This is a genomic window from Streptomyces sp. NPDC048825, from assembly GCF_043198355.1.
Classification (GTDB): Bacteria; Actinomycetota; Actinomycetes; order Streptomycetales; family Streptomycetaceae; genus Streptomyces; species Streptomyces xiangluensis.
Genome location: NZ_JBICUR010000019.1, coordinates 42,791 through 68,781 on the forward strand (window position 1 = coordinate 42,791; position 25,991 = coordinate 68,781).

General features: G+C 70.5%; 22 protein-coding genes and 1 pseudogene. 7 read left to right on the forward strand and 16 right to left on the reverse strand.

Annotation, left to right across the window (positions count from 1 at the left end; translation table 11 throughout):
• Positions 1 to 90: 90 nt before the first annotated feature.
• Entirely contained in the window at positions 91 to 1,617 is a 1,527-nt protein-coding gene (locus ACGFNK_RS35910; RefSeq protein ID WP_393422773.1) for an amino acid permease, read from the forward strand.
• A 38-nt stretch (positions 1,618 to 1,655) separates the two neighbouring features.
• On the opposite strand, the gene ACGFNK_RS35915 is transcribed toward ACGFNK_RS35910, so the two are convergent.
• The gene (locus tag ACGFNK_RS35915; protein WP_393422775.1) at positions 1,656 to 2,030 is read right to left on the reverse strand and encodes an NTP pyrophosphohydrolase; all 375 of its coding nucleotides are present in this window, start codon (positions 2,028 to 2,030) and stop codon (positions 1,656 to 1,658) included.
• Between the two features lie 68 nt (positions 2,031 to 2,098).
• On the opposite strand from ACGFNK_RS35915, the gene ACGFNK_RS35920 reads away from it, so the two are divergent.
• Positions 2,099 to 3,136 (forward strand): hypothetical protein, encoded by a 1,038-nt coding sequence (locus ACGFNK_RS35920; RefSeq protein WP_393422992.1) that lies wholly within the window; start codon positions 2,099 to 2,101, stop codon positions 3,134 to 3,136.
• Between the two features lie 87 nt (positions 3,137 to 3,223).
• Here the strand turns inward: ACGFNK_RS35920 and ACGFNK_RS35925 are convergent, their stop codons facing one another.
• From ACGFNK_RS35925 to ACGFNK_RS35940, 4 genes are all read right to left on the reverse strand, one after another.
• Positions 3,224 to 5,353, reverse strand: a complete 2,130-nt coding sequence (locus ACGFNK_RS35925; RefSeq protein ID WP_393422777.1) for a 3-hydroxyacyl-CoA dehydrogenase NAD-binding domain-containing protein — start codon at positions 5,351 to 5,353, stop codon at positions 3,224 to 3,226.
• A complete protein-coding gene (locus tag ACGFNK_RS35930; RefSeq protein WP_393422779.1) occupies positions 5,350 to 6,567 on the reverse strand; it encodes a thiolase family protein in 1,218 nt (405 codons plus the stop codon). Before ACGFNK_RS35930 ends, ACGFNK_RS35925 begins: the two co-directional genes overlap by 4 nt.
• A gap of 499 nt (positions 6,568 to 7,066) precedes the next feature.
• Entirely contained in the window at positions 7,067 to 8,368 is a 1,302-nt protein-coding gene (locus ACGFNK_RS35935; protein WP_386355992.1) for an HRDC domain-containing protein, read from the reverse strand.
• Positions 8,365 to 9,036: a TetR/AcrR family transcriptional regulator gene (locus ACGFNK_RS35940; RefSeq protein ID WP_393422782.1), complete on the reverse strand. Its 672-nt coding sequence runs from the start codon at positions 9,034 to 9,036 to the stop codon at positions 8,365 to 8,367. The genes ACGFNK_RS35935 and ACGFNK_RS35940 overlap by 4 nt, the downstream gene beginning before the upstream one ends.
• Before the next feature lie 144 nt (positions 9,037 to 9,180).
• Between ACGFNK_RS35940 and ACGFNK_RS35945 the strand changes: the two genes are divergently transcribed.
• A complete protein-coding gene (locus ACGFNK_RS35945) occupies positions 9,181 to 10,200 on the forward strand; it encodes an aldo/keto reductase (RefSeq protein ID WP_393422784.1) in 1,020 nt (339 codons plus the stop codon).
• A gap of 91 nt (positions 10,201 to 10,291) precedes the next feature.
• Here the strand turns inward: ACGFNK_RS35945 and ACGFNK_RS35950 are convergent, their stop codons facing one another.
• Together ACGFNK_RS35950 and ACGFNK_RS35955 are read right to left on the reverse strand one after the other, a co-directional pair.
• Positions 10,292 to 10,957 carry a LuxR C-terminal-related transcriptional regulator gene (locus ACGFNK_RS35950; RefSeq protein ID WP_386355998.1) on the reverse strand — a complete coding sequence of 222 codons (666 nt, stop codon included), beginning with the start codon at positions 10,955 to 10,957 and terminating at the stop codon, positions 10,292 to 10,294.
• Positions 10,958 to 11,285: 328 nt separating this feature from the next.
• On the reverse strand, positions 11,286 to 11,927 hold the full coding sequence (locus ACGFNK_RS35955; protein WP_393422786.1) for a DUF3000 domain-containing protein: 642 nt from the start codon (positions 11,925 to 11,927) through the stop codon (positions 11,286 to 11,288).
• Positions 11,928 to 12,257: 330 nt separating this feature from the next.
• Here ACGFNK_RS35955 and hemE point away from each other — a divergent pair, with 330 nt between their 5' ends.
• Positions 12,258 to 13,322, forward strand: coding sequence for a uroporphyrinogen decarboxylase (hemE, locus tag ACGFNK_RS35960; protein WP_386356004.1), 1,065 nt, complete (start codon positions 12,258 to 12,260; stop codon positions 13,320 to 13,322).
• On the opposite strand, the gene ACGFNK_RS35965 is transcribed toward hemE, so the two are convergent.
• Positions 13,319 to 14,152, reverse strand: coding sequence for a rhomboid family intramembrane serine protease (locus tag ACGFNK_RS35965; protein WP_393422789.1), 834 nt, complete (start codon positions 14,150 to 14,152; stop codon positions 13,319 to 13,321). The genes hemE and ACGFNK_RS35965 overlap by 4 nt on opposite strands.
• 113 nt (positions 14,153 to 14,265) lie before the next feature.
• On the opposite strand from ACGFNK_RS35965, the gene ACGFNK_RS35970 reads away from it, so the two are divergent.
• A complete protein-coding gene (locus ACGFNK_RS35970; RefSeq protein ID WP_386356010.1) occupies positions 14,266 to 14,598 on the forward strand; it encodes a hypothetical protein in 333 nt (110 codons plus the stop codon).
• Positions 14,599 to 14,904: 306 nt separating this feature from the next.
• On the opposite strand, the gene ACGFNK_RS35975 is transcribed toward ACGFNK_RS35970, so the two are convergent.
• Positions 14,905 to 16,293, reverse strand: a complete 1,389-nt coding sequence (locus ACGFNK_RS35975; protein ID WP_393422791.1) for an FAD-dependent oxidoreductase — start codon at positions 16,291 to 16,293, stop codon at positions 14,905 to 14,907.
• Positions 16,294 to 16,320: 27 nt separating this feature from the next.
• Positions 16,321 to 17,322: a DUF4349 domain-containing protein gene (locus tag ACGFNK_RS35980; RefSeq protein WP_393422793.1), complete on the reverse strand. Its 1,002-nt coding sequence runs from the start codon at positions 17,320 to 17,322 to the stop codon at positions 16,321 to 16,323.
• Positions 17,323 to 17,524: 202 nt separating this feature from the next.
• Between ACGFNK_RS35980 and hemG the strand changes: the two genes are divergently transcribed.
• Complete coding sequence (gene hemG / locus ACGFNK_RS35985) at positions 17,525 to 19,006, forward strand: protoporphyrinogen oxidase (RefSeq protein ID WP_393422795.1); 1,482 nt, start codon at positions 17,525 to 17,527, stop codon at positions 19,004 to 19,006.
• A gap of 4 nt (positions 19,007 to 19,010) precedes the next feature.
• Positions 19,011 to 19,742 (forward strand): hydrogen peroxide-dependent heme synthase, encoded by a 732-nt coding sequence (hemQ, locus tag ACGFNK_RS35990; RefSeq protein WP_386356020.1) that lies wholly within the window; start codon positions 19,011 to 19,013, stop codon positions 19,740 to 19,742.
• A gap of 9 nt (positions 19,743 to 19,751) precedes the next feature.
• On the opposite strand, the gene ACGFNK_RS35995 is transcribed toward hemQ, so the two are convergent.
• The 6 genes and pseudogenes from ACGFNK_RS35995 to ACGFNK_RS36020 all read right to left on the reverse strand — a co-directional run bounded on the left by ACGFNK_RS35995 (position 19,752) and on the right by ACGFNK_RS36020 (position 25,899).
• Complete coding sequence (locus ACGFNK_RS35995; protein WP_393422797.1) at positions 19,752 to 21,062, reverse strand: DUF692 domain-containing protein; 1,311 nt, start codon at positions 21,060 to 21,062, stop codon at positions 19,752 to 19,754.
• Positions 21,063 to 21,320: 258 nt separating this feature from the next.
• The gene (locus tag ACGFNK_RS36000) at positions 21,321 to 21,629 is read right to left on the reverse strand and encodes a hypothetical protein (protein WP_393422799.1); all 309 of its coding nucleotides are present in this window, start codon (positions 21,627 to 21,629) and stop codon (positions 21,321 to 21,323) included.
• A 113-nt stretch (positions 21,630 to 21,742) separates the two neighbouring features.
• Positions 21,743 to 22,855 carry a class I SAM-dependent methyltransferase gene (locus ACGFNK_RS36005; RefSeq protein ID WP_393422801.1) on the reverse strand — a complete coding sequence of 371 codons (1,113 nt, stop codon included), beginning with the start codon at positions 22,853 to 22,855 and terminating at the stop codon, positions 21,743 to 21,745.
• 276 nt (positions 22,856 to 23,131) lie between these two features.
• A pseudogene (locus ACGFNK_RS36010) lies at positions 23,132 to 23,329 on the reverse strand (sulfatase-like hydrolase/transferase); the annotation flags it as partial.
• 22 nt (positions 23,330 to 23,351) lie between these two features.
• Positions 23,352 to 24,578 carry a DegT/DnrJ/EryC1/StrS family aminotransferase gene (locus tag ACGFNK_RS36015; RefSeq protein WP_393422803.1) on the reverse strand — a complete coding sequence of 409 codons (1,227 nt, stop codon included), beginning with the start codon at positions 24,576 to 24,578 and terminating at the stop codon, positions 23,352 to 23,354.
• 175 nt (positions 24,579 to 24,753) lie between these two features.
• Positions 24,754 to 25,899 carry a GNAT family N-acetyltransferase gene (locus ACGFNK_RS36020; protein WP_393422805.1) on the reverse strand — a complete coding sequence of 382 codons (1,146 nt, stop codon included), beginning with the start codon at positions 25,897 to 25,899 and terminating at the stop codon, positions 24,754 to 24,756.
• Positions 25,900 to 25,991 lie beyond the last annotated feature (92 nt).

The window sequence follows — 25,991 nt, forward strand, 5'->3', positions numbered from 1 at the left end:
GCCCATTTGCGTGAAACCCCCCGCGCCGGGGCATACGCACCACGCCCCCTCTCGATCATGTCGAGGATGCCAAGCGTGGGAGGTAAGACCGTGAGCGGCACACTCTTCAGGACCAAGAAGGTCGAGCAGTCCATCCTCGATACCGAGGAGCCGGAGCACGCGCTCAAGAAATCCTTGTCCGCGCTGGATCTGACCGTCTTCGGCGTCGGTGTCATCATCGGCACCGGCATCTTCGTCCTCACCGGCACGGTGGCCAGGAACAACGCCGGCCCCTCCGTCGCCCTGGCCTTCGCCGCGGCCGGCGTCGTCTGCGCGCTCGCCGCGCTCTGTTACGCAGAGTTCGCCTCCACCGTCCCGGTGGCGGGCTCCGCCTACACCTTCTCGTACGCCTCCCTCGGTGAACTGCCCGCCTGGATCATCGGCTGGGACCTGGTCCTGGAGTTCGCGCTGGGCACGGCGGTGGTCGCCGTCGGCTGGTCGGGCTATGTCCAGTCGCTCATGGACAACGCGGGCTGGGAGATGCCCGCGGCGCTGGGCAGCAGAGAGGGCGCCGGCGACTTCGGCTTCGACATCCTCGCCGCCGCCCTGGTTCTGGTGCTCACCGGCATCCTCGTCCTCGGCATGAAGCTTTCCGCGCGGATCACCTCGCTCGTCGTCGCCATCAAGGTGACGGTCGTCCTCGTCGTGATCATCGCGGGCGCCTTCTTCATCAAGGGCGACAACTACGACCCGTTCATCCCGAAGGCGCAGGACGTGCCGCCGGGGGAGAGCCTCCAAGCCCCGCTGATCCAGCTGATGTTCGGCTGGGCGCCCTCCAACTTCGGCGTGATGGGCATCTTCACCGCCGCCTCCGTCGTCTTCTTCGCCTTCATCGGCTTCGACGTCGTGGCCACGGCCGCAGAGGAGACCAGGAACCCGCAGCGTGACATGCCGCGCGGCATCCTCGGCTCCCTCTTCATCTGCACGGCCCTGTACGTCGCCGTGTCGATCGTCGTGACCGGCATGCAGCACTACAGCCAACTGTCCGTCGACGCCCCGCTCGCCGACGCGTTCAAGGCCACCGGGCACCCCTGGTACGCGGGCTTCATCAGCTTCGGCGCCGCGGTCGGCCTGACGACGGTCTGCATGATCCTTCTCCTGGGCCAGACCCGTGTCTTCTTCGCGATGAGCCGCGACGGACTGCTGCCCCGCTTCTTCTCGCGCGTCCACCCCCGGTTCAAGACCCCGCACCGGCCGACCATCCTGCTCGGCGTGGTCATCGCGATCCTCGCGGGCTTCACCCCGCTGAACGAACTGGCCGCGCTGGTCAACATCGGCACGCTCTTCGCGTTCGTGGTCGTCGCGATCGGCGTGCTCATCCTCCGCAGGACGCGCCCCGACCTGCACCGGGCCTTCCGCACCCCGTGGGTGCCGTTCATCCCGATCCTGTCGGTGTGCGCCTCGCTGTGGCTGATGCTGAACCTGCCCGCCGAGACCTGGGTGCGGTTCGGCATCTGGATGGCGGCCGGCTTCTTCGTCTACTTCTTCTACGGCCGTACGCGCAGCCGCCTCGGTAAGGAGAGGGAGACCACGGTCGACGACGTGCTCAAGCCGCCGCCGGGCGGCGAGACTCCGTAGAGCGCCTGCCGCAGACGTGCCCGGCGGCGAACGGCGGGTCAGGGGCGGACGGTTCGCGGGCCGGTGACCTCCGCCCCCAACGCGCCCACTCTGTCCCGCAGTTCGCGGTCGGCCGTGACCACCAGACAGCGGCGCCCCGCAGCCTCGGCGGCCAGCTCCACGATGCGGTCGTCGCCGCTGCCGGGCGCCGAGTCGACCCGTACGCCCGCAACGGATGACAGCCCGCGGGCGGCTCCCTCGACCACGAGCACCATCTCCAGGGGCCCCGGGAAGCCGGGCACCCCGTCGTCGGCGTACGGCACCAGCATGTCCCGTAGCCGCGCGGCCGCTCCGCGGCGGTCCCGCCACCAACCGTCGGGGACCGAACCGACCACATTGGCGGCGTCGACGATCATGAGGAGAGGGGCGCTCATGAGGCCAGGGTCGCACGGGGCGGTCCTGGGGGCCCGACTAGAGTGGGGGAGTGTCGATGGTCCGTACAGTGAACGGTTCCTGGCTCATACGCGGCCGGGACGGTCGGCTCAGCGCTTACGCTCCGCGGGACGAGGCGGTGTGGTGCTGGGCTCAGCGAACCCCGGGCGGTTCGTGGATCGCGCCCCGTACGGTGGGCGGCGACCAGCGTCTGCATCCCGTGCTCGCCGTGGGCCAGGGAACCGACGGTTACGCCCACCTGGTGGCCTGGCGTCCCACCGGCCCGCAGGAGGCGGGACTCGTCCACACCACGCACTTCCGCCCGCATCTCGCCGCCCTCGACTGGAACCGGCTCGGGCACCCCAACAAGGCGGGTGCGCAGACCGGCGTTCCGGCCGTCGCGGTCGACGCGGAGGGCCGCGCCCATGTCTTCGTGCCCAACGCGGGCGGCGGCGTCAGTATGCGCGGCCAGAAGGAGCGCGGAGGCTGGGGCCCCTGGCGTGACCTGAAGGGCCGCGAGGTGGAGGGCGAACTGGCCGCCGTGACAAGGTTGTCGGGCCGCGTCGAGCTGTACGCGACCTCGCCGGCAGGGATCCTGCGCTGGACGCAGGCGGGTCCCGGCCACATACCCGCGCTCGACGACGAGCCCCTCAAGGCGTCGGCCCGCCCCGGCACGCTGCTTGCCCTCGCCACCTCCGAAGAGCACGTGACCCTCTTCTTCACGGACGAGTCGGACACCCTGTGCGCCTGGCGCCCCGGCGCCGAGCCCATCGCGCTCCTGCCCTGCGCAGGCCCCGGACCCGTCTCCGCCATACGCTTCACCCTCGACGGAGTCGACTGCACCCTCCTCGCCCAACGGTCCAGAAGCGGCCGCGTCGCCTTCGCCGCCTACCCGACCGAGCAGGAGTCCGCGGGCGCCTGGTGGACCGAGTCGGGCCCCCAACTCCCCCCGGACACCCAGGTATCGCTGAGCAAGGACCACCAGGGCGACCTCGTGGCGGCAACGCTCCAGCCGGCCAAGGGGGCCAAGGGGGAGTTGCTGATGACCCGCAGGAAGGCCGAACCGGGGCTGGCGCTGGAGGCGTGGCGTCCCATCGTCCCGCAGTAACGCCGGGCGGTAACGCCGATGCCCGGCACACCAGTTGGTGGGCCGGGCATCAGTGTCGTACGAGCTCGTACGGGTCTCGTCCGTGCCTTACGCGGGAACGCTTGCCACGCCAGGCTCCAGGAACGGCTTCCCGTTCACGCGCTCGGAGACGCCCTCGCGGTCCAGGTACGGGGTGATGCCGCCCAGGTGGAAGGGCCAGCCGGCGCCCGTGATCAGGCACAGGTCGATGTCCTGGGCCTCGGCGACGACGCCCTCGTCGAGCATCAGGCCGATCTCCTGGGCCACCGCGTCCAGGACACGGGCGCGGACCTGGTCCTCCGTCAGGACGGTGTCGCCCTGCTTCAGCAGCGCGGCGACCTCCGGGTCCAGCTCCGGCTTCCCGGAGTCGTACACGTAGAAGCCGCGCTTGCCCGCCTCGACGACCGCCTTGAGGTTCGGGGAGACCGTGAAGCGGTCCGGGAACGCCTTGTTGAGCGTCTCGGAGACGTGCAGGCCGATCGCCGGGCCGACCAGCTCAAGGAGGACCAGCGGTGACATCGGCAGACCGAGCGGCTCGACGGCCTTCTCGGCCACCTCGACCGGGGTGCCTTCGTCGATGACGTTCTGGATCTCGCCCATGAAGCGGGTGAGGATGCGGTTCACGACGAACGCCGGGGCGTCCTTGACCAGAACCGCCGTCTTCTTCAGCTTCTTGGCGACGGCGAATGCCGTGGCCAGCGAGGCGTCGTCCGTCTGCTCGCCGCGCACGATCTCCAGGAGCGGCAGGACCGCGACCGGGTTGAAGAAGTGGAAGCCCACGACCCGCTCGGGGTTCTTGAGCTTCGACGCCATCTCCGACACGGACAGCGAGGAGGTGTTGGTGGCGAGGATCGCGTGCGCCGGAGCGACCGCCTCGACCTCCGCGAACACCTGCTGCTTGACGCCGATCTCCTCGAAGACGGCCTCGATGACGAAGTCCGCGTCCGAGAAGCCCTCGGCCTTGTCGAGGACACCGGTGACCAGGGCCTTCAGGCGGTTGGCCTTGTCCTGGTTGATACGGCCCTTGCCGAGCAGCTTGTCGATCTCGGCGTGGACGTAACCGACGCCCTTGTCGATGCGCTCCTGGTCGATGTCGGTCAGCACGACCGGCACCTCCAGGCGGCGCAGGAACAGCAGGGCGAGCTGCGAGGCCATGAGGCCCGCGCCCACGACGCCCACCTTGGTGACCGGACGCGCCAGGTTCTTGTCCGGGGCGCCGGCCGGGCGCTTGCCGCGCTTCTGGACGAGGTTGAACGCGTAGATACCGGCGCGCAGTTCGCCGCCCATGATCAGGTCGGCGAGGGCCACGTCCTCGGCGTCGTACCCCTGCTGGAGGTCGCCGTTCTTGGCCGCGGCGATGATGTCCAGCGCGCGGTACGCGGCCGGAGCCGCACCGTGCACCTTGCCGTCCGCGATGAAGCGGCCCTTGGCGACAGCCTGGTCCCAGGCCTCGCCGCGGTCGATCACCGGACGGTCCACGACGATCTCGCCCTTGAGGACGGAGGCCGTCCACAGCAGCGACTGCTCCAGGAAGTCCGCGTCCTCGAAGATCGCGTCCGCGATGCCGAGGTCGTAGACCTGCTGGCCCTTGAGCTGCTTGTTCTGGTTGAGCGAGTTCTCGATGATCACCGAGACGGCCTTGTCCGCGCCGATGAGGTTCGGCAGCAGCGTGCAGCCGCCCCAGCCGGGGACCAGGCCCAGGAAGACCTCGGGCAGCGAGAACGCCGGGAGCGCCTTCGACACCGTGCGGTACTGGCAGTGCAGGCCGACCTCGACGCCGCCGCCCATCGCCGCGCCGTTGTAGTACGCGAAGGTCGGGACCGCCAGCGCGGCCAGGCGCTTGAAGACCTCGTGGCCGCCCTTGCCGATGGCCAGCGCGTCCTCGTGCTTCTTGAGCAGCTCGACGCCCTTGAGGTCGGCGCCGACCGCGAAGATGAACGGCTTGCCGGTGATGCCGACACCGACGATCTCGCCGGCCGTGGCCTCCCGCTCGACCTGGTCGATGGCGGTGTCCAGGTTCGCCAGCGACTGCGGTCCGAAAGTGGTGGGCTTGGTGTGGTCCAGGCCGTTGTCCAGCGTGATGAGCGCGAAACGGCCCGCGCCTGCGGGCAGGTCGAAGTGGCGTACGTGCGCCTGCGTGACGACCTCGTCGGGGAACAGCTCGGCCGCGCCCTTCAAAAGCTCAGCGGTGGTGCTCACTTGTCCCCCTCGAAGTTCGGGTTCTCCCAGATGACCGTCGCGCCCATGCCGAAGCCGACGCACATGGTGGTCAGGCCGTAGCGGACGTGCGGCTGCTCCTCGAACTGCCGGGCCAGCTGCGTCATCAGGCGGACGCCGGAGGAGGCCAGCGGGTGGCCGTACGCGATGGCGCCGCCGTACTGGTTGACGCGCGCGTTGTCGTCCGCGATGCCGTAGTGGTCCAGGAAGGCCAGGACCTGGACGGCGAAGGCCTCGTTGATCTCGAAGAGGTTGATGTCCTCGATCGACAGGCCCGCCTTGGCGAGGGCCTTCTCGGTCGCCGGGATCGGGCCGTAACCCATCACCTCGGGCTCGACACCCGCGAAGGCGTACGAGACCAGGCGCATCTTGACCGGCAGGTTGTTCTCGCGGGCGAAGTCCTCGGACGCGATGATCGAGGCGGTGGCGCCGTCGTTCAGACCTGCCGCGTTACCGGCCGTGACCCGGCCGTGCACACGGAACGGCGTCTTCAGACCGGCCAGGTTCTCCAGGGTGGTCCCCGGACGCATCGGCTCGTCGGCGGTGACCAGGCCCCAGCCCGTCTCACCCGCCTCCTCATTGGTCCGGCGCACGGAGATCGGCACCAGGTCGGCCTGGATCTTGCCGTTCGCGTACGCCTTCGCAGCCTTCTCCTGCGAGCGCACGGCGTACTCGTCGGCGCGCTGCTTGGTGATGTGCGGGTAGCGGTCGTGCAGGTTCTCCGCGGTCATGCCCATGAAAAGGGCCGACTCGTCGACCAGCTTCTCGCTCACGAACCGCGGGTTCGGGTCCACGCCCTCACCCATCGGGTGGCGGCCCATGTGCTCGACACCACCGGCGATGACGGCGTCGTAGGCGCCGAAGGCGATGGAGCCCGCGGTCGTGGTGACGGCGGTCAGGGCACCGGCACACATACGGTCGATCGAGTAACCGGGGACGGACTGCGGCAGCCCGGCCAGGATGCCCGCCGTGCGGCCGATGGTGAGGCCCTGGTCGCCGATCTGCGTGGTCGCGGCGATGGCGACCTCGTCGACCTTCTTCGGGTCGAGACCGGGGTTGCGGCGCAGCAGCTCCCGGATCGCCTTCACGACGAGGTCGTCGGCACGGGTCTCGTGGTAGATGCCCTTCGGGCCCGCCTTGCCGAACGGTGTACGGACGCCGTCGACAAAGACGACGTCCCTGACGGTACGAGGCACGATGGCTCTCCTCCAGATGCGGGGTAGGCACTGCTGCGCGGCACACACGCCTGAGCGCGCGCTCACCCCCATGCTACTTGCGGGTAACCGTGCTGCCCAGTCCAAGACACGGGAGCGGTGAAGGTCACACGGCTACTTTTACGCGTCAGGGTGAACACGCCCCCGTGAGGGGCGCGGGGCTGTGTCGATTTGCGGCTCCGCCGCGGGGCGCGATCAGCCACAACGCACCCGCACTGTTCATACGGCAGTCAGCTCATCCGGGGTTCCGGTGACGCGATATGTGGTCTGCAGTACGGGGCAGCTCGTGCGGCATCGGCCGGTCAAGTTGGCTGGTTCTGTTGCTTCGGGGCGCAGGCGCCGGGAGGAGGCGTCCTTTGAGGGAGTTGAAGCGCTCAAGGAAGCCCGCCCGATGCCCAAGCCGCGTAGCGGCACAGCACCGAGCGAGCAGGCCAGAGTCTCCCTCCTTCAGGAGGAAGAGCAAGTCAAATCCGCAACGGCTTCACTCGCTCGACTCGGGGCGCGACGAAGTGAGCGCCGGCAGCAGGACCGGGGTCACCTGCTCGACCTGCCACGGCCGCGCCCCGTACCCGGCGAGCGCGGCCGCGACGGACTCGGCGTTCACTTCGGCAGGCGGCTCCCAGCACAAGCGGCGCACCGTGTCCGGGGTGATCAGGTTCTCCTGAGGCATGGTCAGGGTCTCCGCCAGCGCCGACACCGCCGCCCGTGCTGCGACCAGCCGGGCCGCGGCCACCGGGTCCTTCTCGGCCCAGGCGCGCGGCGGCGGAGGCCCGGTCACCGGCTGTCCTGGCTGCGGCAGTTCATGGTCCGGCAGCGCCTTCGCGCGGTCCACGGCCGACTGCCACTGCTCCAGCTGACGCCTGCCCATGCGGTGCCCGAAGCCGTTCAGTGCGGCGAGGGCCTGCACATTGGCCGGCAGGGCAAGGGCGGCCTCGACGATCGCCGCGTCGCCGAGCACCTTGCCCGGCGAGATGTCACGGCGCCGCGCGACCTTGTCCCTGGCCTGCCACAACTCCCGTACGACCGCCATCTGCCGCCGTCGGCGCACCTTGTGCATTCCGGACGTACGCCGCCACGGATCCTTGCGCGGCTCGGGTGCGGGCGCCGAGGCGATCGCGTCGAACTCCTGCCGGGCCCACTCCAGCTTGCCCTGCCGGTCGAGCTCCTTCTCCAGCGCGTCCCTGAGGTCCACGAGCAGCTCCACGTCGAGCGCGGCGTAACGCAGCCACGGCTCGGGCAGCGGACGCGTCGACCAGTCGACCGCGGAGTGCCCCTTCTCGAGTACGAAGCCCAGGACGCCCTCGACCATCGCGCCGAGGCCGACGCGCGGGAACCCGGCGAGCCGTCCGGCCAGCTCGGTGTCGAAGAGGCGGCTGGGGATCATGCCTATTTCGCGGAGACACGGCAGATCCTGCGTGGCAGCGTGCAGTACCCACTCCACACCGGCCAGCGCCTCGCCGAGACCCGACAGATCCGGACACGCGACGGGGTCGATGAGCGCGCTGCCCGCACCCTCGCGGCGCAACTGCACGAGATACGCCCGCTGGCCGTACCGGTAACCGGAAGCACGCTCGGCGTCAACGGCCACGGGACCGCTGCCCGCGGCGAACGCGGCGATCACCTCGGCGAGCGACGCATCGTCGGCGATCACGGGCGGAATACCGTCCCGGGGCTCCAGCAACGGAATCGGCACCTCTGCTTCAGAGGATCCGCCGTCGTCCGGAGGGGCGCCTCCGGTGGTTCGCAGTGATGTGTCTGCTGCGGTCTCTTGGGCGTCGGTCACATGTCAAGCGTATCTGCCCGGCCCCGCGCCTGACCCGCACTGTCGATCGGCGCGGGCTCTGACCGGCCAGAATCGGTCTCCGTGTGGCGCAGTCCCGCGATGAGGAGCTCGACCAGCCGGCGTGCGTCGTAGTCGGGGTCGCTGTCCGCGCCGATGCAGAGGTTCCCGACGCCGCGCATGAGCTCGTAGGCCTCCAGGTCGGAGCGGATCTCGCCGGCTTCGGCCGCTGCTTCGAGCAGCCCGGTGCAGACGGGCACGAGGCGGTCGAGGAAGTAGGCGTGCAGCGCCTCGAAGCCGGCGTTGTCGGACTGCAGCACGGCGGCGAGTCCGTGCTTGGTGACCAGGAAGTCGACGAACTGGTTGATCCACTGGCCCAGCGCGGCGTGCGGAGTCGCACTCGTCGCGAGCAGGGCCGGACCAGCCTCGGCGCAGGCGTCGACCTGGTGCCGGTAGACGGCGAGGATGAGATCCGCCCGCGTCGGGAAGTGGCGGTAGATCGTGCCGAGGCCGACGCCGGCTTTGGCTGCGATGTCGCGTACGGGCGCCTCCACGCCCGACGTGACGAAGACGGAGGCTGCCGCGTCGAGCAGGGCTTCCTTGTTGCGCCGGGCGTCCTTCCGCCTGGGCTGGGCCGCCTTGTGCCCCGAGCCCTCGTCGCTGTCGTTCACCGCGCCGCTCCCTCCACTGCCGTGCATGGCGTGCCTGCCGTGCATGCCGAGCTTGTCAAACGGAACAATGTTCCGTATCGTTCCTGTCGTTACGGAACGCCGTTCCGTTTACTTATGATGCCAGAGCCATGGAGGAACACGGTCATGCAGTACCGCACCTTGGGCCGCACCGGTGTGCAGGTCAGCTCCCTCGCGCTCGGCGCGATGAACTTCGGCAAGATCGGCCGCACTACCCAGGACGAGTCCACCGCCCTCGTCGACGCCGCACTCGAAGGCGGGATCAACCTCATCGACACCGCCGACATGTACAGCGACGGCGAATCCGAAGAGATGGTCGGCAAGGCCATCGCCGGCCGCCGCGACGACATCGTGCTGGCCACGAAGGCGACCATGCCGATGGGCGACGAGCGCAACCACCGGGGCAGCTCGCGCCGCTGGCTGGTCACCGCGCTGGACAACAGCCTGCGCCGCCTCGGCGTCGACCACGTCGATCTCTTCCAGATCCACCGCTGGGACCCGAGCACCACCGACGAGGAGACCCTGTCGGCCCTGACCGACCTGCAGCGCGCGGGGAAGATCCGCTACTTCGGTTCCTCGACCTTCCCCGCCTACCGCATCGTGCAGGCGCAGTGGGCCGCCCGCGAGCATCACCTGAGCCGTTACGTCACCGAACAGCCCAGCTACTCGATCCTCCAGCGCGGCATCGAGACCCACGTACTGCCCGTGACCGAGGAGTACGGGCTCGGTGTGCTGGTGTGGAGCCCGCTGGCCTCGGGCTGGCTGTCGGGCGCGATCCGCGAGGGCCGGGACATCACCACCAGCCGCTCGACGTTCATGCCCGACCGCTTCGACACCGGCATCCCCGCCAACCGGGCCAGGCTCGACGCGGTCGAGCAGCTGGCGAAGGTCGCCGACGAGGCCGGCCTGACCATGATCCAGCTCGCACTCGGTTTCGTGACCGCGCACCCGGCCGTGACCGGCGCGCTCATCGGCCCCCGCACGCTCGACCACCTGCACGCGCAGCTCGCCGCCGCAGACACCGTGCTCTCCGCCGACGTGCTCGACGCGATCGACACCATCGTCGCCCCCGGCACCGACCTGGCCCCGCACGAGAAGTACGACACTCCGCCCGCGCTGCTCGACCCGTCACTGCGACGCCGCTGATCGCCCAAGGGGCGACGTCGTCGTGAGATGTACAACGCCCGTCGACGGAACGTTCCGTCGACGGGCGTCTGGTATGTGTACAGCAGTCGGGTCAGTGGATGATGCCGGTGCGCAGGGCCACCGCCACCATGCCGGCGCGGTCGCCCGTGCCGAGCTTGCGGGCGATACGGGCGAGGTGGCTCTTGACGGTCAGGGCGGAAAGACCCATCGAGACGCCGATGGCCTTGTTCGACTGGCCCTCCGCCACCAGCCGGAGCACCTCGACCTCGCGGCCGGACAGTTCGCGGTAGCCGCCCGGGTGGCTCGGGGCACCCGGGGGGCGGCGGTGCATACGGGCGGCGGCGGCCGAGCCGATGGGGGCGACGCCGGGGCGGGTGGGGAGGCCGATGTTCGTACGCGTACCGGTGACGACGTATCCCTTTACGCCACCCGCCAGGGCGTTGCGTACGGCGCCGATGTCGTCGGCGGCGGAGAGGGCGAGGCCGTTGGGCCAGCCCGCGGCTCGGGTTTCGGAGAGGAGGGTGAGGCCGGAGCCATCCGGCAGATGGACTTCCGCGACGCAGATGTCACGGGGGTTGCCGATGCGAGGACGAGCCTCCGCGACGGACGAGGCCTCGATCACATCGCGTACTCCGAGGGCCCACAGGTGGCGGGTGACGGTGGAGCGCACGCGCTGGTCGGCCACGACCACCATCGCGGTGGGCTTGTTCGGGCGGTAGGCGACCAGGCTTGCGGGCTGCTCGAGGAGAACGGACACCAGGCCTCCTGGGGGTGGGGGGTGTGGGACGGGGCCGGCTCTGGGGAGGGAACCGGGGGGAACCGTGCTTTCAAGGTCACAGAGGTCTTCGGCATCAAACGTGTCTGCCTTTAGAGAATGATCACGATTTGGTGAGTAACAATCCGTGCAATTCGGACGGATGGTCGATCACCCGAAGATCGAACGAGTCCACTCCGCTTCGTTGCGCGGCTGAAAGTGGTCGTATCGACAAAGAGATTGCTGCTTGTGGGTGAGGGGCCGGGCGGCAAACCCGAAGGGGCTGATCAGAAGAGGCGATCAGGGGTGATCGGGCGGAGCGGGGTTGGGCTCAGCGGGCCTGGGGGCCGCGTCGCTGAGGGAGCGTCACGACCGATGGGTCACCCGGAGTCGCCGGGGGCAGGCCGGCGATCTGGCTCAGCAGGTCGCACCAGGCGGCGAGATGGGAGGCCGTGTCCGGGACGCCGCCCAGGCCCTCGCGGGGGGTCCAGGAGGCGCGGATCTCGATCTGGGAGGCGGGGCGGCGTTCCGACAGGCCGCCGAAGTAGTGGGAGCTGGCGCGGGTGACGGTGCCGCTGGGTTCGCCGTACGACAGGCCGCGGGCCTGGAGGGCGCCGGTCAGCCAGGACCAGCAGACGTCGGGGAACAGCGGGTCGGCGGCGATCTCCGGTTCCAGTTCCGCGCGTACGAGCGTGACCAGACGGAACGACCCCTGCCAGGCCTCATGCCCGGCGGGGTCGTGGAGGAGGATGAGCCGGCCGTCCGCCAGATCCTCGTCGCCGTCGACGACCGCGGCCTCCAGCGCGTACGCGAACGGGGCGAGCCGCTGCGGCGGCTTGGTCGGGTCGATCTCGATCTCCGGCCGCAGCCGTGCCGTGCCGAGCGCGTCGACGGCCGTGCGGAAGGGCAGCGGAGTCGCGTCCGCACCCTGTACTGCTTCCTTGTCGTCCCTGGCTTCCTTTGCGTCGTCCATTCCGCCAGCGCCGTCCGACAGTCGTCCTTGAGCCGCAGCCATGCGGGGAAGATTAAGGGGAACGGCGCCTTCGTGCAGGGAGAGACACCCGTGCCTCCGGCGGTTGGGCGGGGAACGGTTCGGTTTCGTTGGGTTTGTGGGCGTGACTGGGTGTGGGGGTGGGCGGGTTCGTCGGGGGTGGTTCGGGCGTGTGGCGGGTGCGGGTTGTCGTGGGTTGCTCGCGCGCACACGGCGGAGCCGCAAATCGATACAGCCCCGCGCCCCGCGCCCCTATGGGGCGCTCGCTGCCCCCCGAGGCTTTCTGTCCGTACGGCGTGCGAGACTTTCGGCGTGAGTGCCAATGACCGCCCGACGGGCCAGCCGACAGCCACGTACGAATCCGCCTTCATGAAGGCGTGCAGGCGCGAGAGCGTGCCGCATACACCGGTGTGGTTCATGCGGCAGGCCGGGCGGTCGCTGCCCGAGTACCGCAAGGTGCGCGAGGGCATCCCCATGCTCGAGTCGTGCATGCGGCCCGAGCTCGTCGCCGAGATCACGCTCCAACCGGTGCGCAGGCACAACGTGGACGCGGCGATCTACTTCAGCGACATCGTCGTCCCCCTCAAGGCCATCGGTGTCGACCTCGACATCAAGCCGGGCGTCGGCCCGGTCGTCGAGAAGCCGATCCGCTCCCGCGCGGACCTCGCGCAGCTGCGCGACCTGACGCCCGAGGACGTCGCGTACGTCACCGAGGCCATCGGTCTGCTCACCGCCGAACTCGGCGAGACCCCGCTCATCGGCTTCGCCGGCGCGCCGTTCACGCTCGCCAGCTACCTCGTGGAGGGCGGCCCGTCCCGCAACCACGAGCACACCAAGGCGCTCATGTACGGCGACCCGCAGCTGTGGGCCGAACTGCTCGACCGGCTCGCGGAGATCACGGCCGCCTTCCTGAAGGTGCAGATCGAGGCGGGCGCCTCGGCCGTGCAGCTCTTCGACTCATGGGTCGGCGCGCTGGCGCCGGCCGACTACCGGCGCTCCGTCATGCCCGCCTCCACGAAGGTCTTCGAGGCAGTGAAGTCGTACGGCGTCCCGCGCATCCACTTCGGGGTCGGCACCGGTGAACTGCTGGGCCTGATGGGCGAGGCGGGCGCGGACGTCGTCGGCGTCGACTGGCGCGTCCCGCTCGACGAGGCCGCGCGCCGCGTCGGCCCGGGCAAGGCGCTGCAGGGCAACCTCGACCCGGCAGTCCTCTTCTCCACCACCGAGGCCGTCGAGACCAAGACGCAGGAGATCCTCGACGCCGCCGCGGGCCTGGAGGGCCACATCTTCAACCTCGGCCATGGCGTCCTGCCGAGCACGGAACCGGACGCGCTGACCCGGCTCGTCGAGTACGTCCACACACGCACCGCCCGCTAGCCAGGTCTCCAGGTCTGCCGCGGCCGGGCCTGCCTGCCCCACAGCAGGCCGCGCGGCTCCGGTGGCGGCGGGGTGCCCGGGCGCAGGGGCCAGGCGAGGAGCATGCCTGCCACGAAGCCGGCCACATGGGCCAGGTAGGCGACGGTGCCTGCTTCGGAGACGCCGGCGCCGGACGAGTACACCGCCTGGAGGCCGAACCAGAAGCCCAGTACGAGCCAGGCGGGCAGTCGCAGCGGCAGGAAGATCAGGAACGGTACGAGGACCCAGACCCGGGCCTTCGGATAGAGAACCAGGTATGCGCCCAGGACACCGGCGATCGCACCGGACGCGCCGATCAGCGGGTCGCCGGAGGTGGCGTTGACGAGGGCGAAGGCATACGCCGCCGCGTAGCCGCAGACCACGTAGAACAGCAGGTAGCGCACGTGGCCGAGGCGGTCCTCGATGTTGTTGCCGAAGATCAGCAGGAAGAGCATGTTGCCGAGCAGGTGCAGCCAGCTGCCGTGCAGGAACATCGCGGTGAGCACCGACAGCGGGGGCGACTTGTCGTAGTCGGGCGGACCCACCACGCAGCCCGGACCCTGTGGGCCCACGGCCACATCGCCGGTGGGCACGACGGTCGGCGTCCGGTCGTGGAGCATCTCGCGCGGCACCGCCGCCCACTGGTCCAGGAACGCCTGGAGCTGGCACAGCTGCGTGAGGCTGCTCTCGCCGACCAGCGAGGCGGCCACGCCCGGGGTGGCCAGGAAGACAAGGACGTTGGCGCCGATCAGCGCGTACGTCACGAACGGTGTGCGGCGTGCCGGGTTCACATCATGGACGGGGATGACCACAAGGAACTTCTGCCCGCGACCGGGCCGCTCTGAACGGGTGTGAACGGGAGCGCGGGCGTCTGCGTATGTTTCGGCAACCGCCGTGATCCCAGCAACACGTGAGGAACAGGTCAATGAACGACCGAGTCACTCCGACTATGACCGCCACGCCGGACGGCGAGGCGGAAGTAGCCCTCGTGCTCAGACTGTCGTGGGAGGACGTGGCCGCGCTCGGCCAGGAAGCGGGTCGGCTTGCCGCGAGCATGCAGCGTCCCGTGACCCTCGACGAGGCGGCCAGCCACCGGCTGCGCAGCCGTCAGCCCGGTTCGCATGCGCGGCCCCAGGCGGCGCCGCAGCCGCCGCAGGTGTCGCCGGTCTCGTCGTTGCCGCGGTCTCCTGGCGAACAGGCCCGGCAGGCCATAGAGAAGATCAACGGAACCACTCCCGGAGCGGCTCAGGGCGCCTGAGACGTCGTCAGGGCCCCGGGCCTCTGGCTCCGGGGCCCGACGTCCCCCAGGCGTCTTCGGCGCCCTGGGCCGTGAGCGCGTACGCGTGGCCGGCGCGGAGGGCCACGCGTACGCTCCGCTGGTTGAGCAGGGGGTTCGCTTGGGTTTTGGTTGCGTTTTCAGGTGTGGGTTCGCATTGGCCAAGCTGTAGAGGTCGTTTGTCGGCTGCAGGCTTGTTGTGGCTGGTCGCGCCCATGCGGCGGAGCCGCATGTGTCACAGCCCCGCGCCCCTACGGGGCGCGCCTGCACTGAGCCCAAGTCAGGCAGTCACCGTCGGCCGAACACCGCCCCCACCGCCTTGCGTGCCGCCACCTGTACCGGGTCCCAGACCGGGGAGAACGGGGGCGCGTAGCCCAGGTCCAGAGCTGTCAGCTGCTCTACCGTCATGCCTGCCGTCAGGGCCACCGCTGCGATGTCCACTCGTTTGCCCGCGCCCTCGCGGCCTACGATCTGGACGCCCAGCAGGCGCCCGGTGCGTCGTTCCGCGAGCATCTTCACCGTCATCGGGGCGGCGCCCGGGTAGTACCCGGAGCGGCTGGTGGACTCGATGGTGACCTTCTCGTACTGGAGCCCTGCCCTGCGTGCGTCCTTCTCGCGGAGGCCGGTGCGGGCGATCTCCAGGTCGCAGACCTTGCTGACCGCCGTGCCTACGACGCCGGGGAACGTGGCGTAGCCGCCGCCGGCGTTCGCGCCGATCACCTGGCCGTGTTTGTTGGCGTGCGTGCCCAGGGCGATATGCCGTTCGCGACCGGAGACCAGGTCGAGGACCTCCACGCAGTCGCCGCCGGCCCAGATGTTCTCGTAGCCGCGTACGCGCATGGCCTGGTCGGTCAGCAGCCCCTCGTGGTCGCCCAGCGGCAGCCCTGCCGCCTGCGCGAGCGTCGTCTCCGGGCGTACGCCGATGCCGAGCACCACCACGTCCGCCGGGTACTCGGCGTCCTCCGTGGCGACCGCGCGGACCCGGCCGTCCTCGCCGGTGAGGATCTTGGTGACCTCGGCGTCGTTCACCATCGTGATGCCCAGGCCCTCCATGGCCTGGTGCACCAGCCGGCCCATGTCGGGGTCGAGCGTGGACATCGGCTCCTTGCCGCGGTTGACCACCGTCACCTCGTACCCGCGGTTCACCAGCGCCTCGGCCATCTCCACGCCGATGTAGCCGGCGCCGACCACCACCGCGCGCCGGCCGGACGTACGGGCCAGCGTGTCGATCAGGGCCTGGCCGTCGTCGAGGGTCTGCACGCCGTGCACCCCCGGGGCGTCGATGCCGGGCAGCGGCGGACGGATCGGCCGGGCGCCCGTCGCGATCACGAGCTTGTCGTACGACGTCCACGCCTCGGCCCCGGACTCCAGGTCACGGGCGCGGACCCGGCCGGCCGCGACATCCAGCGCCGTCACCTCCGTACGCATCCGCAGGTCGATCCCGCGCTCCCGGTGCTCCTCGGGGCTGCGCGCGATCAACTGGTCCCGGTCCGCGACGTCGCCGCCCACCCAGTACGGGATGCCGCATGCGGAGTACGAGCTGAAGTGGCCGCGCTCGAACGCGATGATCTCCAGTTCGTCGGGACCCTTCATACGGCGCGCCTGGGACGCGGCGGCCATGCCCGCCGCGTCCCCTCCGACGACCACCAGGCGTTCTCTCGTACGGCTCATGCTCATACGAACACGCTACGGGGGTGCGGCATTTCAGTCCTGCCGGCCCTCCTCTCCCGGCACCGGCGGGGCGACCGGCAGGGACATGCCCGCAGTCGCCGTACCCGCGCCCGCGCCCGCCGTTGCCGGGCGGCGCGGCAGCCGGGGGCGCAGGAAACGCACCCACAGCAGCAGGAGCAGCGCCGCGCCCACCATGAAGGGGAGTACTGCGGCGAGGGCCATCGCGATCCAGCGGAACGTGGCGACGAACGCGTTCCAGCCACCCGAGAGCGCGTCCGCCAGCCCCGGGTCCTCGTCCTCCGCCGCCTTCACCGGCGTCTCGGACAGCGACAGGGTGATCGTGGCAAGGCTCGTACGGTCCTTCAGGGACGCCTGCTGGGCCAGCAGGGACTCCAGATCGGCCTGACGGGTGCTCAACTCGCCTTCCAGCGTGACCACATCGCTGAGCTTGGTCGCCTGGTCCATCAGCTCGCGGATCCGGATCACGCTGGCGCGCTGCGTCTTGATGCGGCTCTCCACGTCGACGACCTGGTCCGTGACGTCCTCCGCCTTCGCCGCCCGGTGGATCAGCTTGCCGGACCCCTCCAGGTCCGCGAGCACCTCCTCGTACCGGTCCGTGGGCACCCGCAGGACGACCCGCGAGTGCTCGCGGCCCTTGGAGTCGCGGTCGGTGGTCTCGTTGCCGACGATGCCGCCGGCGTTCTCGACGGCGGTACGGGCCTCGGCGAGAGCCTTGGGTACGTCCTTGACCTGCACGGTCAGGGAAGCGGTACGGATGATGTGGGTGGCGCTCAGCTTCGGTGGCGCGGTGGCCTGCTCGCTCCTGCCCTTGCCATCCGCGTCGCCGACCGCGGCGGCGCCCTTCTCGTTGCTCTGTGCGGCGTCCCTGCCGCCGTCGCCCGCACCCGAGTCCGAAGCGCCGCCCCTCACGCCGCTGCACCCCGCGAGGGCGAGGGCGGCGGCCAGCAGCAGCGCCGACAGGGTCTGGGCAGGTCGTACGGATCGGTGCCTGGATGTGGTGCCACGCGTCTGCATGTCGGCGTACCCCCGAGGGTGTCGTGATGACGGACGCTCCTTCGACGCCGGAGGTGGGCGGAACGTTGGGCGGATCCGGTCCCGATGCGGTCACGGTCCGGACTCGTCACGGACACCGAGGCTCCGCGGGGGTCATTGGGGCCCTGCGGAGGTGTCAGTGGGGCCCTGGGGAGGTGTCAGTGGGGTCTGGGACAGTGGAGACATGCACGCAGAGACACGTACGGACGCGGGTCATGTCGTCGTCATCGGGGGCGGCATCGCCGGTCTGGCCGCCGCCCACCGGCTGCTGGACAGCGGCGCGCGCGTGACCGTCCTGGAGGCCTCGGACCGGCTCGGCGGCAAGCTGCTCCCCGGCGAGATCGCGGGTGCGCGGGTCGACTTCGGGGCCGAGTCGATGCTGGCCCGGCGCCCCGAGGCGGTGGCGCTCGCCCGCGAGGTGGGCCTCGACGCCCGGCTGCGGCCGCCCGCGACGGCGAGCGCGTCGATCTGGACGCGGGGGGCGCTGCGACCCATGCCCAAGGGCCACGTCATGGGTGTGCCCGGCACCGCGTCGGCCCTCGCCGGACTGCTCTCCGCGGAGGGCGTGCAGCGCATCGAGCGCGACGCCGACCTGCCGCGCACGGAGATCGGCGAGGACGTGGCAGTGGGGGAGTATGTGGCGGCCCGCCTCGGCCACGAGGTGGTGGACCGCCTGATAGAGCCGCTCCTGGGCGGTGTCTACGCGGGCGACGCCTACCGCATCTCCATGCGCTCGGCCGTCCCCCAGCTCTTCGAGGCGGCTCGTACGCACACGTCGTTGACGGAGGCGGTCCGCGGCATCCAGGCCCGGGCGGCTGCCGCACAGCAGACCGGCCCCGTCTTCATGGGCATAGAAGGCGGCGTCGGCCAACTGCCGCTCGCGGTGGCCGAGTCGGTGCGGGCGCGCGGCGGCGAGATCGTCACAGGGGCGCAGGTGACAGAGCTGCGCAGGTCGGCGGGGGAGGCGGCTGGGCGATCTGGTGGACTGGCCTGGCGCGTCGTCGCCGGAGGGCGCGTGCTGCACGCCGACGGCGTGGTCGTCGCCGTTCCCGCTGTGGCGGCTGCCGCGTTGCTGCGCGACGAAGCGCCCGCTGCCGCTGCTGAGCTCGCCGGTGTCGAGTACGCCTCCATGGCGCTCATCACGCTCGCCTACCGGCGCGGTGACATCCGCCTCCCTGAAGGGAGCGGTTTTCTGGTGCCGCCTGTGGACGGGCGGACCATCAAGGCGTCGACGTTCGCCTCCCAGAAGTGGGGGTGGATCGACGAGGAGAACCCGGACGTGATGGTCCTGAGGACGTCCGTGGGGCGGTTCGCCGAGACCGAGATCCTCGGACGCGAGGACGGCGAGCTCGTCGACGTCTCGCGCCACGACCTGCGCGAAGCCACCGGCCTCGCCGCCACGCCCATAGCGGCCGGCGTCACGCGCTGGACCGACGGCCTGCCCCAGTACCCCGTCGGGCACCACGCGCGCGTGGCCCGCATCCGGGAGCACGTCGGCAAGCTGCCGGGCCTCGCCGTGTGCGGAGCGGCGTACGACGGAGTCGGGATCCCGGCGTGCATCGCGAGCGCGTACGCCGCCGTGGACCAGCTGAAGGGCGACCGCGGCGGACTGGACGAGCTGATCATGAACCCGGTGCAGAGCCTGCACGGCGGAGCGGGAGAATAGCCCCATGAGTGACGACGCCCCCACCACCGACCCCGCCAAGATCCCGAACAAGGGCAAGCTGGCCAAGGACCTGAACGAGGTCATCCGCTACACCCTGTGGTCCGTCTTCAAGCTGCGAGACGTCCTCCCCGAGGACCGCGCCGGCTACGCGGACGAGGTCCAGGAGCTCTTCGACCAGCTCGCCGCCAAGGACGTCACGATCCGCGGCACGTACGACGTGTCCGGGCTGCGCGCCGACGCCGACCTCATGATCTGGTGGCACGCGGAGACCTCCGACCAGCTCCAGGAGGCGTACAACCTCTTCCGCCGTACGAAGCTGGGGCGCGCTCTGGAGCCCGTCTGGTCGAACATGGCGCTGCACCGCCCCGCGGAGTTCAACCGCTCTCACATCCCGGCATTCCTCGCCGACGAGACGCCGCGCAACTACATCAGCGTCTACCCGTTCGTGCGCTCCTACGACTGGTACCTGCTGCCCGACGAGGACCGCCGCCGCATGCTCGCCGACCACGGCAAGATGGCCCGCGGCTACCCGGACGTGCGCGCCAACACGGTCGCCTCGTTCTCGCTGGGCGACTACGAGTGGATCCTCGCCTTCGAGGCCGACGAGCTGTACCGCATCGTCGACCTCATGCGCCACCTGCGCGCCTCCGAGGCCCGGATGCACGTCCGCGAGGAGGTCCCGTTCTACACCGGGCGCCGTAAGGACATCGGCGAGCTGGTCGCCGGCCTGGCCTGAGCAGCCGCCTCAACGCCTCAGCAGAACCCGTCGCGTGGCCCGCGCCAGCCGGGCCGCCGGGCGTCGCGACAGCGGGGCGGGGCCCGAGCGCTCCAGCCACCAGTCGCTCAACTCCCGCTGCACGTGGGCGCCTTCGAGGCGGCCGTGCAGAAGCAGGTGTTCGGCGAAGGCCAGCGCGTCGTGCCGGTAGCCATCCGTCATCGGGTGGCCCTGCGCGTACGCCAGGAACTCCGGCCGGTACGCCCCCGCCAGGATCTCCGGCAGTTCCGGAGCGACCTTGGCGACGACGTCTGCCCGCTTCGAGGCGAGCGCCCGCGCCTGCACGACCAGCCGCGTCCGGTCGAAGCCCTCGGGTGCGGGGGTTCCGGCGACGAGCGCGGAGAGCAGGGCGGCCTGGGCGAGGGCGAGGCGCTGACGGGCGGCTTCGGTGCCTGTGGGGTCCTGCGGGGCGCCCCCGTCCCGTACGCCTGAAGGCTTGCCGTTTGCGTTCGGAGCCTTCGCCTTCTCCACCGTTTCCCTGATCGCCGCCAACTCCCGCTCCAGCTCGGCCGGTTCGGGGAAGTTCTCGTCCCGCTCCAGGAGTACGCCCGGTGGGCGCACCCGGGACGCCAGGTCCGCGAGGATGTCGAGGACCGCCGGGGGCACGGCGTGGGCGTGGCTGTCGTGCCAGACGCCGTCGCGCTCGAAGCCGCCGGCGACGTGGACGTAGGCGATGGCCTCGACGGGCAGTTCGTCGAGGGCCTTGGCGGGGTCCTCGCCGCGGTTGACGTGGTTGGTGTGGAGGTTGGCCACGTCGATGAGAAGACGTACGCCGGTACGGTCGACCAGTTCGTACAGGAACTGCCCCTCGGTCATCTCCTCGCCCGGCCAGGAGAACAGCGCCGCGATGTTCTCGACGGCGAGCGGCACGGGAAGGGCGGCCTGCGCGATACGGATGTTCTCGCACAGGACGTCGAGGGCGTCCCGGGTGCGCGGCACGGGCAGCAGGTGCCCGGCCTCCAGTCGTGGCGAGGCGGTGAGGAGGCCGCCCGCGCGAACGAACGCGATGTGCTCCGTGACGAGCGGTGCGGCGAGCGCCTCGGCGCGCTCGGCGAGGACGGTGAGGCGGTCCTCGTCGGGCCGTTCCGCGCCGCCGAGGCCGAGTGAGACGCCGTGCGGTATGACCGTGACGCCGCGGTCGCGCAGGCGCCGCAGTGACTCCGGGATGTGTCCCGGGCACACGTTTTCCGCGACGGCCTCGACCCAGTCGATGCCGGGCATGCGCTCGACGGCCTCGGCGATTTCTGGCCGCCATCCGATTCCCGTACCCAGTCGCTGCATCGTCCCCTCCTTCACCACGGTTTCACCAGGACCTGTGCGTCGTCTCCTTCGACGGACCTGTGTTCCGGCGTAACCGGGTCATGGCCCCGGCAAGCGGGGCCGAACCCATCGGCGGGGACGTTCAGAGCAACATTTGAGGTTCCGACGGTCCGCTGAGGTTCCGACGGTCCGCCATGGTTGCGTCGGCGTGTACCTGTGCCCGGCCGGGATCCCGTAATAGGCCAGTGCCATGAAATACGGACGGGATGATCCTTGTGTTCAGCCCTTGACGGCCGCTGTTCCGATGGGATCCGGCCATGCCTCGGGCGAGCGCCCCAGCAGCCGCAGTGTCTCGTCGAGCGGGTCCGCACCGCCGGGCACGTCGAGCGCCGGTGCGAACGCGGAACCCGTCCCGCGACTCGCCGGGTCGGCCGGCACCCGGCGGGCGACGGCAAGTCCCGCGGCGAGTACCTCGTCCGGCAGCCGAAGACCGATCCCCACCTCGGCGGCGACGTCCCACGCGTGCACCACGTAGTCGATGCAGTGGAACCCGACCGCGGAGGCGATGTCGACGGTACGGCGAAGCACCAGCTGCCTGGTGCGGTTGCCCCGTTCGACCCTGCCGTGTCATCGCCGGCTCCCGGTCACTGTCAAGGTCGTACGCCGGGCAGCCTGTCCGTCCACCTGTCCGTCGCACCTCGTCACGGGCTCAGCCGGTAGAAGCGCCACAGGTCGTGCTCGATGTCCAGCACCTGCACCGAGCCGTATCCGGCATCGTGGGCGTACGCACGTACCGTGGCGGGCCGCAGGACCGTGCCCGCCTCCACCTTCGCGCCCTCCGCACGGGTGGCGGGCAGGCAGTGCAGCAGGCTGAAGGCGTAGTTGAGCCGGTCGAGTTCCGGGCCCGGAGCGGTGAACTCCTCGCTCACCTTCTCGTCCCCGATCAGCACAGCGCCCGAGGGAGAAAGCAGTCCGCGTACCGAGGCGAGCACCCCGATCGGGTCCGCCATGTCGTGCAGTGCCTCGAAGACGGTGACGAGGTCCACGGCTCCGTCGAGGCCTGCTCCCGCGGCGTCGGTGCGTACGAAGGCGATGCGCTCACCGAGACCGGCCTCCTCGGCGTTGCGCCTGGCCTGCTCGATGGAGGCGGCATCCAGGTCGATGCCGGTCAGCCGGGCCTCGGGGAAGGCGCGGGCGAGGGCGATCGTCGACCAGCCCAGGCCGCAGCCCAGGTCGAGCACCTGCGCGCCCGGAGCCTCGGAGAGCCGCCGGTGGACGTCCGGCAGGGCCGCGACCCAGGAGTGGAGCGTCACCGGCTGGAACATGGGCCGGTTCAGGCCCGCGATGCCCTCGCGGGTGCCCTCGCCGTAGCGCTCGTACGGTACGCCGCCGCCCGTGCCGAAGGCCTCCAGCACCTCGGGCAGGGCCTCGGCGATCGAGGCGATGAACTGCGGGCCCGTCGCCAGATAGAACGGGTCGTCGCGGTCCAGCAGCACTCGCCGGTGTTCGGCGGGCAGCTCGTAGCGCCGCTCGTAATCGTCGTGGACGGGTCCGGAAGCGGCGGGTCCGGAGGCGATCAGCACGCCGGCGACGGCCTGCTGCTCCAGCCACTCGCGGGCGTATCGTGCATGGATGCCCGCCGTCTTGGACAAGTCGCGGGGTGTCATGGGGCCGTGCGCGGCCAGGGCCTCGTACAGGCCGCGGCGGACGCCGATGTCGACGGCGAGGATCTCGAGGGCCGAGCGCAGCCCGGTGAAGATCTCCTCGGCCAGCCGTTCGGCGTTCGGGACGGGGGCGGATGCGACGTCGTTCATGGTCGTGACCTCCTGCGTCGGTGGTCCGGCCGGTGGCCCGGCACTGCCCACCGTCCCACACGGGCGTGTGCCGCGGCAGGTCGTGACTACGTCAGCAGGGGCACACAGGGCGCACAGCTCGCCTCGAAATCGTCACTCGGCGTGTTTCTCGGAGTGTCCTCCAGTTCGAAGACGCTGAGGCTGGGGTCGTGGTCGGAGGGCCCGATGTCGTACATCGGCGTCATCCAGTGGTAAAAGTTGTCACCGCGCTCGCGCAGCCGGTCGTACAGCCGGCGGGCGGTGCCGGAACGGGGACTGGCCGGTGAGCAGGCCGGCCAGTGCCGGAGTGCAGATCGCGGTCGGGGTGTAGAAGCGGTCGAAGCGGGTGCCGGTGGCCGCGAGCCGGTCGAGGTTCGGGGTGTCCACATGCGGATTGCCGTAGCAGCCCAGGGTGTCGACCCGGTGCTGATCGGTCATCAGGAAAAGGAGGTTCACCTGGCGAGCGTACGTATCTCCGTCAGCCCAAGGGCGTCCGTGGCGTGGGGGCCGGCAGCGGGGCCAGCAGGGGCGGGTACGCCGTCCGCGCCTGCTCCCTGGTCAGGGCGGCGGTGATCCTGCGGGCCAGGAGCGGGTCGGCCGGGAGTACGTGTGAGGCGAACCAGCGGGCCGCCGAAGGGGCGGGGGACGGTTCGGCGAACTCCGAGCCCGCGTAGTCGTCGAGCGGGGGATCGTAGATGTATCCGGCGACCACACCGTGATTCACCAGGCGTTCCACGAGGGCGTCGCGGTCGTGGACCAGGAGGGGAACCCGGAAGACGGGAGGAGGCCCCTCCTGGGTGGCTCGGTCGCGCAGCGCCGGGGAGGCCCAGACGGTGCCCGACAGCAGGGAGGTGCCGACCCTGCGGTGGGCGAGGTTTGCGTCGAGGCCCGCCATGCGGAGCTTCAACTGGCCGCGGACCAGGACTCCGTGGCGGGAGCGGAAGTCGTGAAGGTCGACGCGTACCCATGGCTCGTATGCCTTCAGGCTGGGCGCCTCGCGAGCGCTACGGGCCAGCCGGGGCGCGTGCAGGGGCATGCGGAAGTCGTCGCGTTCCAGCAGACCGAGGCGCTGCATGGTGCGCCACGCGGGACGCACCAGATGGAGACTGCGTACGGCGGAACGCGCCAGCGGACGCAGTGCCGCGGCCAGGTCGGTGCGCAGGCGGGCCGGTTCGAGGAGATCGTCGCGCAGCAGCTCCAGCTCCCGCCGGGTGCGCGCGTCCTCGACGGCGAGGAAACCGCCGGCCATCGCCGCCACATGCTTGGACAGGCTGAATGCCGCCGCCTTCCCGAACGTCCCGATCGGCTGCCCGTCCACATGCGTGCCGATCGCGTGTGCCGCGTCCTCGAGCAGGGGGATCCCCAACTCCTCGCAGCGGCGCTGCAGTTCGACGACGCGGTCCGGCAACCCGTACAGGTTCGTGGTCAGAACGGCGTCCACGTTCCGCCAGGTCGACTCGGGTACTGCGGCGGGGTCGATATTGCCGTCCCACATGGACACCGGGGCCTGCACCGGGCGCAGCCCGGCCGCGAGGACCACGAAGAGGATCACGTCGTCGTTCACCGGCGACATCAGCACGCGTGCGCCTGGCCGGCACCAGCGTCGTAGTGCCAGATACAGCGCCAGCCGTGCCGAGGGTGTGTAGACGCATTCGCGTCCGAGCCGCCGTGTCATCGTCGCGGCGAGCCGCGATCCGTACGGCATGGTCACCTCTTCTTGTCGAAGGGCCGTCGAAGGGCCGTCGAGGGGGTCGTTCGCGGGGGCGTACGGGGGCGTACCGGGGCGTGCAAGGGTGTCTTTCGCAGGGCGAGTGCTCTCGCGTGCGCGTCGATCAGCCCGCTCCGTCATCGGAAGGCCCCGGGGGAGGGGAGAAGCCCGCTCAGTGTGGGCGGGGTACGCCGCTGCCGGAGCCCGTCCGGCCCGACGTCCGTAAGGTGCCGACCGTCTTGAGCAGCCGGTCGGCCGGTTCGCGCAGGGCGGGATGGGCCAGGACCGTGTTCCGCAGGCCGCGCACCGGTCTGCGCCACAGCCGGTGCGCGGTCGCCACCGGGTGCGAACGGGTCGCGAAGCCCTCGGCGACGCGCAGCTCGCGGGTCTTGAGCCAGTCCTTGTACTCCTTGTCGCCGCGGCCCATGTCCATCAGCCGTACGCCGTCCCGGGCCGCCGCCTCGGCCATCCGCAGGTGCATGATCAGGCCGGGCGAGTAGTAGCGGAAGTCGGGGTCGTACGCGGTGAACCAGGCCGCGAACACCGTGCGCGATCTCGGCCCGAAGTGTGCGGCCACCGGGCGGTCGCCCGCGTACACCACGGACAGCACACCGGTGAAGTGCTCCTCGCGCACCTGGAACAGATGGTCCACCAGGTCCACGATCCACGGCCGCGCGAACCGGTCCATCCGTCCCGTCCTGCGGTACTGCGCGGACTTCCACCGCATGAGCGTGCGCAGCACCCGCGGGTCGCGCTCGTCGAAGACGAACCGCATCTCGCCCAGGTCACGCCCCAGGCGGCGTTCCTTCTTCAGCGTCGTCTTGGCGATCCCCGGGTACGCGGCCCGCAGCCACTGGGCGTAGTCGCCGTCGCCGGGCTTCAGGTCGAGCACCGGTGAGGGGAACGTCCCCGTGACGTGCCTGCCGAACGGCTTCTGCTCCGCGACTAGATGGTCGAACTCGAAAACGGACAGCCCGCAGGCGCGCAGCAGTTGCTCGGTGTCCCAGGTGATCCCCTGGCGGTGCACGAGGGCCTGGCAGTCGGAGAGGCCGAGACCTATGGCCCGGCCGACGCCGAAGGAGTTGCGTTCGTACGGGAAGAAGCCGACGGGTTCGCCTCTCTCGTGCAGGACCGCTATCCGCGCGCCACCGCGGCAACCGCCGATCCCGGCCGCGAACTCCGGTGCCAGGAAGGGGTTGGCGTAGTCGGGCGACTCGTCCATCGCCTTGTGCCAGGCCCGGCTGAGCGAGGCGTCGAGATGCTCGGCTCTGTGGATGGTGATGTCTGTGATGTCGCCATCACTGCTGATCGATCGCATGGGCGACCGCCCCCCGTTTCCCCCACACGCGTTCTCCGCGTCCGTCCTGCCTTGTCCTGCTACTCGGCAGAGCTCAAACGTGGCGAAACAGC